The organism is Amnimonas aquatica, from assembly GCF_002943415.1.
In the GTDB taxonomy this organism is placed as follows: Bacteria; Pseudomonadota; Gammaproteobacteria; order Pseudomonadales; family Moraxellaceae; genus Perlucidibaca; species Perlucidibaca aquatica_A.
The window spans coordinates 1-5,283 of the sequence record NZ_PTQZ01000129.1; the positions used below are offsets into that span (position 1 = coordinate 1).

Sequence of the window (5,283 nt, forward strand, 5' to 3'; positions counted from 1 at the left end):
GTCGGTCGCCGCCCGGCGGCTCAGCCCTTGCGCTTGCGTCCGGGGCCGCCCTGCACGGCCTTGAGGCGCGGGTTGCTCTTGCAGATCACGTAGACACGACCGCGGCGGCGCACGATCTGGCAGTCCGCCTGGCGTTGCTTGGCCGACTTCAGCGAGCTCAGCACTCTCATCACTGTTCTCCCTTGCCGGCATCACCGGTTACGCCCGTGCGGCGGCCGTAGCGCTGGTTGAAGCGCGCGACCCGGCCCTCGGCCTTGGCCTGGCGGCTCTGCCCGGTATAGAAGGGGTGCGAGGCGCTGGAGATGTCCAGCGCCACGTAGGGGTAGGTGTTGCCGTCGCTGTGCACCTGGGTGCGGCTGGTGGCCACGGTGGAGCCGATCAGGAAGTACACGTCCGCCGTGGTGTCGTGGAACAGCACCGGGCGGTAGGTCGGGTGGATGCCGGGTTTCATGCGGGAGTCCTCTGGGTTGATTTAAATATGTTATATCATAACAAATACAATTGAGAGAACACCCCGGGCACGAAGGATTCCCACGAGGCTCAGGTCACGAAACTGTCGCGGATGAGGCCCACGAACACGCCCTCGATCACCACCTTGTCCGGCGAGATGAGCTGGGGCTCGAAGGTCTGATTGGCCGGCACCAGCTTGACCATTTTCTTCTCGTAGTCGAGGTATTTCACCGTGACTTCGTTGTCGATGCGGGCGATGACGATCTGCCCGGCCCGCGCGATGCCGGTCTTGTAGACCGCGATGAGGTCGCCGTCGAGGATGCCGGCGTCCTTCATGGATTCGCCGCGCACGCGCAGCAGGTAGGTCGGGCGCTTGCTGAACAGGCCGCGCGGCACCGGCAGGCTGTGGTCGTGGTTCTCCACGGCCTCCAGCGGCAGGCCGGCGGCCACCGAGCCGATGACCGGCACCAGGTCCTCGTCGGCCTCGTCGTCGATCAGCAGCTGGATGCCACGCGACAGCTCGGCATGCAGCTTGATGTAGCCCTTCTGCTCCAGCGCGCGCAGGTGGTCGGCGGCGGCGGTCTTGGAGCGGAAGCCGAAGCGGAGGGCGACCTCGGCGCGGGTCGGCGCCATGCCGTTCTGCGCCACGCATTCGCGGATGAAGTCGAGGATTTCTGCCTGTCGGGTCGTCAGTGCCTGCATGTCGGTGCCTGCGTGGGTTGGAGGATTTCGCAAGGTTCCGGTCAACATACACCAATACTGTTCTTGTGAACAGTGCTGTTCTTGAGGCCAGCCATGATCTGCTAGACTGGCGGCCTGCGTCGGCGCGAGGCTGGCAAACGGGAGAGCGCGCGTGTCCACTTTCATCCTGGTCCTGCTGCTGGTCATGGCGGTCATCATCGGCAACCTCATGTGGCTGCGGCCCAGCGCCTGGGACCGGGGCCTGGCCGCGCAGCGCGAGCATGCCAAGGCGCGCGGCCTCGGCGTGCACCTGCGGGCGGCCCCGGAGTGGCTGGGGCGGCCCGCCGGCAGCGGCCTGGTGGCGCAGTACCAGTGGCTGCACGCCATGAAGAAGGAGGCGCTGGGGCGCTGGCGCTGGCACGAGGGCCTGGGCAACTGGCAGCCGGTGGAGAATCCCCAGGCCTGGCTGGCGCCGCCGCCCTGGCCGACGCCCGCGCCGGCCGGCTGGCTGGGGGTGNGCACGGCGAGTGCTTGACCCCACTGGTGCAGGCTCGTATATATGCCGCTCTTTTACCGGCACTTTTTCGCACAGGTGCCGCTGCTGACGAGGAAATCCCCGAACCATGGGCAGATCGCTGGTCATCGTTGAGTCCCCGGCCAAGGCCAAGACCATCAACAAGTACCTCGGCAAGGACTTCGTCGTGAAGTCCAGCGTCGGCCATGTCCGCGACCTGCCCGTCAGTGGCGGCGGCCAGGCCAGCGACCCCGCCGAGCGCGCCAGGGCGGCGGCCGAGACCCGCAAGCTCACGCCGGAGCAGAAAGCCGCGCAGAAGGAAACCAAGCAGCGCGCGGCGCTGGTGGCGCGCATGGGCGTGGATCCGGAGAAGCACTGGAAGGCCAAGTACGAGATCCTGCCCGGCAAGGAAAAGGTGGTCAGCGAGCTCAAGTCGCTGGCCAAGACCGCCGACACCATCTATCTCGCCACCGACTTGGACCGCGAGGGAGAGGCCATCGCCTGGCACCTGCGCGAGGTTATCGGCGGTGATGACAGCCGCTTCAAGCGCGTGGTCTTCAACGAAATCACCAAGACCGCCATCACCGAGGCCTTCAAGACCCCGGGCGACCTCAACCTCGACCGCGTCAACGCCCAGCAGGCGCGCCGCTTCCTCGATCGCGTGGTCGGCTACATGGTGTCGCCGCTGCTGTGGGAGAAGATCGCCCGCGGCCTGTCCGCCGGCCGCGTGCAGTCGGTGGCCGTGCGCCTCGTGGTGGAGCGCGAGCGCGAAATCCGCGCCTTCGTGCCGGAAGAGTTCTGGGAAGTCTGGGCCGATACCCTGACCCCGGGCCGCGAAGCCCTGCGCCTGGAAGTGGCGAAGCAGGGCGGCGAAGCCTTCAAGCCGGTCAGCGAGCCACAGGCCATGGCTGCCGTGGCGGCGCTGCAGAAGGCCGGCTACACGGTGGCGAAGCGCGAGGACAAGCCCACGCGCAGCAAGCCGTCGGCGCCGTTCATCACCTCCACGCTGCAGCAGGCGGCGAGCACGCGCCTGGGCTTCTCGGTGAAGAAGACCATGACGGTGGCGCAGCGCCTCTACGAGGCCGGCCACATCACCTACATGCGTACCGACTCGACCAACCTGAGCCAGGATGCGCTGGAGGCCGTGCGCGGCTTCATTGCCAAGCAGTTCGGCGACAAGTACCTGCCGGGCAACCCGATCCAGTACAGCAGCAAGGAAGGCGCGCAGGAGGCCCACGAGGCCATCCGCCCGTCCGACGTGAACGCGCGGCCGGGCTCGCTCGATGGTCTGGAGCGCGACGCCGAGCGCCTGTACGAGCTGATCTGGCGCCAGTTCGTGGCCTGCCAGATGACCGACGCCGAATACACCAGCACCAGCCTGACCGTGGCCGCCGGCGACTTCGAGCTGCGCACGCGCGGCCGCATCCTGCGCTTCGACGGCTACACGCGGGTCATGAGCGCGGTGGCGAAGGACAAGGAAGATGTCGTGCTGCCGGATGTCGCGGTGGGCGAGAAGCTGTCGCTGCAGGCGCTGGATCCGAAGCAGCACTTCACCAAGCCGGTGGCGCGCTTCACCGAAGCCAGCCTGGTGCGCGAGCTGGAAAAGCGCGGCATCGGCCGCCCGTCGACCTACGCCGCCATCATCTCGACCATCCAGGAGCGCGGCTACGTGCGTCTGGAGAACCGCCGCTTCTACGCCGAGAAAATGGGCGACATCGTCACCGACCGCCTCGGCGAGAACTTCAGCAACCTCATGGATTACGCCTTCACCGCCGATCTGGAAGCCCAGCTCGACAAGGTGGCCGAAGGCAGCGAGGACTGGAAAGCGGTGCTCGACCGCTTCTACACCGATTTCAAGCGCAAGCTGGAGAAGGCCGCCGCCGATGACGACGGCATGCGCCGCAACCAGCCGGTGCCGACCGATCTGCCCTGCCAGCTCTGCGCGCGTCCGCTGCAGATCCGCACCGCGTCGACCGGGGTCTTCCTCGGCTGCTCCGGCTACGCGCTGCCGCCCAAGGAGCGCTGCAAGTTCACCCTCAACCTGACCCGCGGCGACGAAGCCGTGGCTGTCAGCGACGACGAGGATGACGACAGCGAGACCCGCCAGTTGCGCGCCAAGCACCGCTGCGGCATCTGCGGCACCGCCATGGAGAGCTACCTGATCGATGCCGGGCGCAAGCTGCATGTCTGCGGCAACAACCCGGACTGCGCCGGCTACGAGGTCGAGCAGGGCAGCTACCGCATCAAGGGCTACGACGGCCCGCTGATCGAGTGCGACAAGTGCGGCGCCGACATGCAGCTCAAGACCGGCCGCTTCGGCAAGTATTTCGGCTGCACCAGCTCGTCCTGCGGCAACACCCGCAAGCTGCTGCGCAATGGCGAGGCGGCGCCGCCCAAGGCGGACCCGATCAGCATGCCCATGCTGCGCTGCAGCAAGGTCGACGACCACTTCCTGCTGCGCGATGGTGCCAGCGGCCTGTTCCTGGCCGCCAGCAAGTTCCCCAAGAACCGCGAAACGCGCGCCCCCAGCATCGAGGAACTGAAGCTGGTCGGCGACCAGCTCGATCCCAAGCATCACTATCTGCTCGATGCGCCGGTGAGGGATCCGGAAGGGCGCCCGTACATCCTGCGCTTCAGCCGCAAGACCCGCGAGCAGTACGTCATGACCGAGCAGGACGGCAAGGCCACCGGCTGGCAGGCGTTCTACGACAACGGTCGCTGGGCGGTGACCGCGCCCAAGGGCGAGAAGGCCGCCAAGGTGGCCGGCTGATGAGCCGCGAACGCAACAGCCATCCGGCGCGGACGAACCAGAAGCTGTATTTCGCCCGCCTGCAGCTGGAGCTGCTGGAGGCCGCGCTGGCCGATGCCGGCGCCTTCGACAGCGAGCCGCGCGCGCTGAGCTGCCGCGAGGCCGCGATCTGGCACCTGCACGCGGGGCTGGGCGCCTTCCTGCAGGAGCTGTCGCGCTTCTACAAGGTGCTGCCGACGGTGAGCACGCCGGAGGCGCTGGCAGAGGCCATGGCGCGTCGCCAGCAGGTATCGCCCGAGGCACAGATCCTGCTGCAGCTGGCCGCCGAGCCGGACAGCTGGCTGGCGCGCCTGCGCGCGCTGCACGCGGCCTGCCTGCTGCCGGTGACGCTGCCGGACATCGCCACCGAGGACGAGTCGCCGGCGCGCATCGGCATCCCGGTGGTCATGACCGAGGCCGACGCGCCCCTGGGCGAGCCCGATCGCGCTATGCTTGCTGACATTCTGAAAGCACTGACCCAGACGATCCGCGACTTCCGCGCCGAGCTGGTGGAATTCTGAGGCGGTCGCCATGGCGCGCCGCTTGTCTCCGACCCTGTTCCCGTAGAGAAACACATGTCCGAGTTTGCCTTCCTGGAGCTCTCCGAAACCGACGATGGCGAGGTCGTGCTGCGCCGCAGTGGTGACGATGCCGATGCCGAGCCGCTGGTCAGCGTGCGTTTCTCGGCCGAGGCCCGCCTGCTGCTCGGCGCCCGCGCCAGCGACATCGCCCGGGCCATGGTGGGGGCGGGCGTCCAGCTGGCGACCCATCACATGGCCAACCCCGAGATGGCCGATGACGAGCCCCGCACCCTGCACTGAGCCCCTGTTGCCGGCGGACTGTCCTGCCG

The 5,283-nt window shown here is 67.7% G+C and carries 5 protein-coding genes and 1 pseudogene; 3 read left to right on the plus strand and 3 right to left on the minus strand.

The features are described from left to right. Window positions 1–20: 20 nt before the first annotated feature. From ykgO to lexA, 3 genes are all read right to left on the minus strand, one after another. The gene (ykgO, locus tag C5O18_RS06160; protein WP_105192416.1) at window positions 21–170 is read right to left on the minus strand and encodes a type B 50S ribosomal protein L36; all 150 of its coding nucleotides are present in this window, start codon (window positions 168–170) and stop codon (window positions 21–23) included. Then, window positions 170–451 (minus strand): type B 50S ribosomal protein L31, encoded by a 282-nt coding sequence (locus tag C5O18_RS06165; RefSeq protein ID WP_105192418.1) that lies wholly within the window; start codon window positions 449–451, stop codon window positions 170–172. Before C5O18_RS06165 ends, ykgO begins: the two co-directional genes overlap by 1 nt. Before the next feature lie 89 nt (window positions 452–540). Continuing rightward, on the minus strand, window positions 541–1,152 hold the full coding sequence (lexA, locus tag C5O18_RS06170) for a transcriptional repressor LexA (protein WP_105192420.1): 612 nt from the start codon (window positions 1,150–1,152) through the stop codon (window positions 541–543). Between the two features lie 608 nt (window positions 1,153–1,760). On the opposite strand from lexA, the pseudogene topA reads away from it, so the two are divergent. From topA to C5O18_RS06190, 3 genes and pseudogenes are all read left to right on the plus strand, one after another. Further along, a pseudogene (gene topA, locus C5O18_RS06180) lies at window positions 1,761–4,415 on the plus strand (type I DNA topoisomerase); the annotation flags it as partial. Beyond that, window positions 4,415–4,954, plus strand: a complete 540-nt coding sequence (locus C5O18_RS06185) for a DUF6586 family protein (protein WP_105192426.1) — start codon at window positions 4,415–4,417, stop codon at window positions 4,952–4,954. The pseudogene topA and the gene C5O18_RS06185, both read left to right, overlap by 1 nt. A gap of 54 nt (window positions 4,955–5,008) precedes the next feature. Further along, window positions 5,009–5,254, plus strand: a complete 246-nt coding sequence (locus C5O18_RS06190) for a hypothetical protein (RefSeq protein WP_105192428.1) — start codon at window positions 5,009–5,011, stop codon at window positions 5,252–5,254. Window positions 5,255–5,283: the final 29 nt, after the last annotated feature.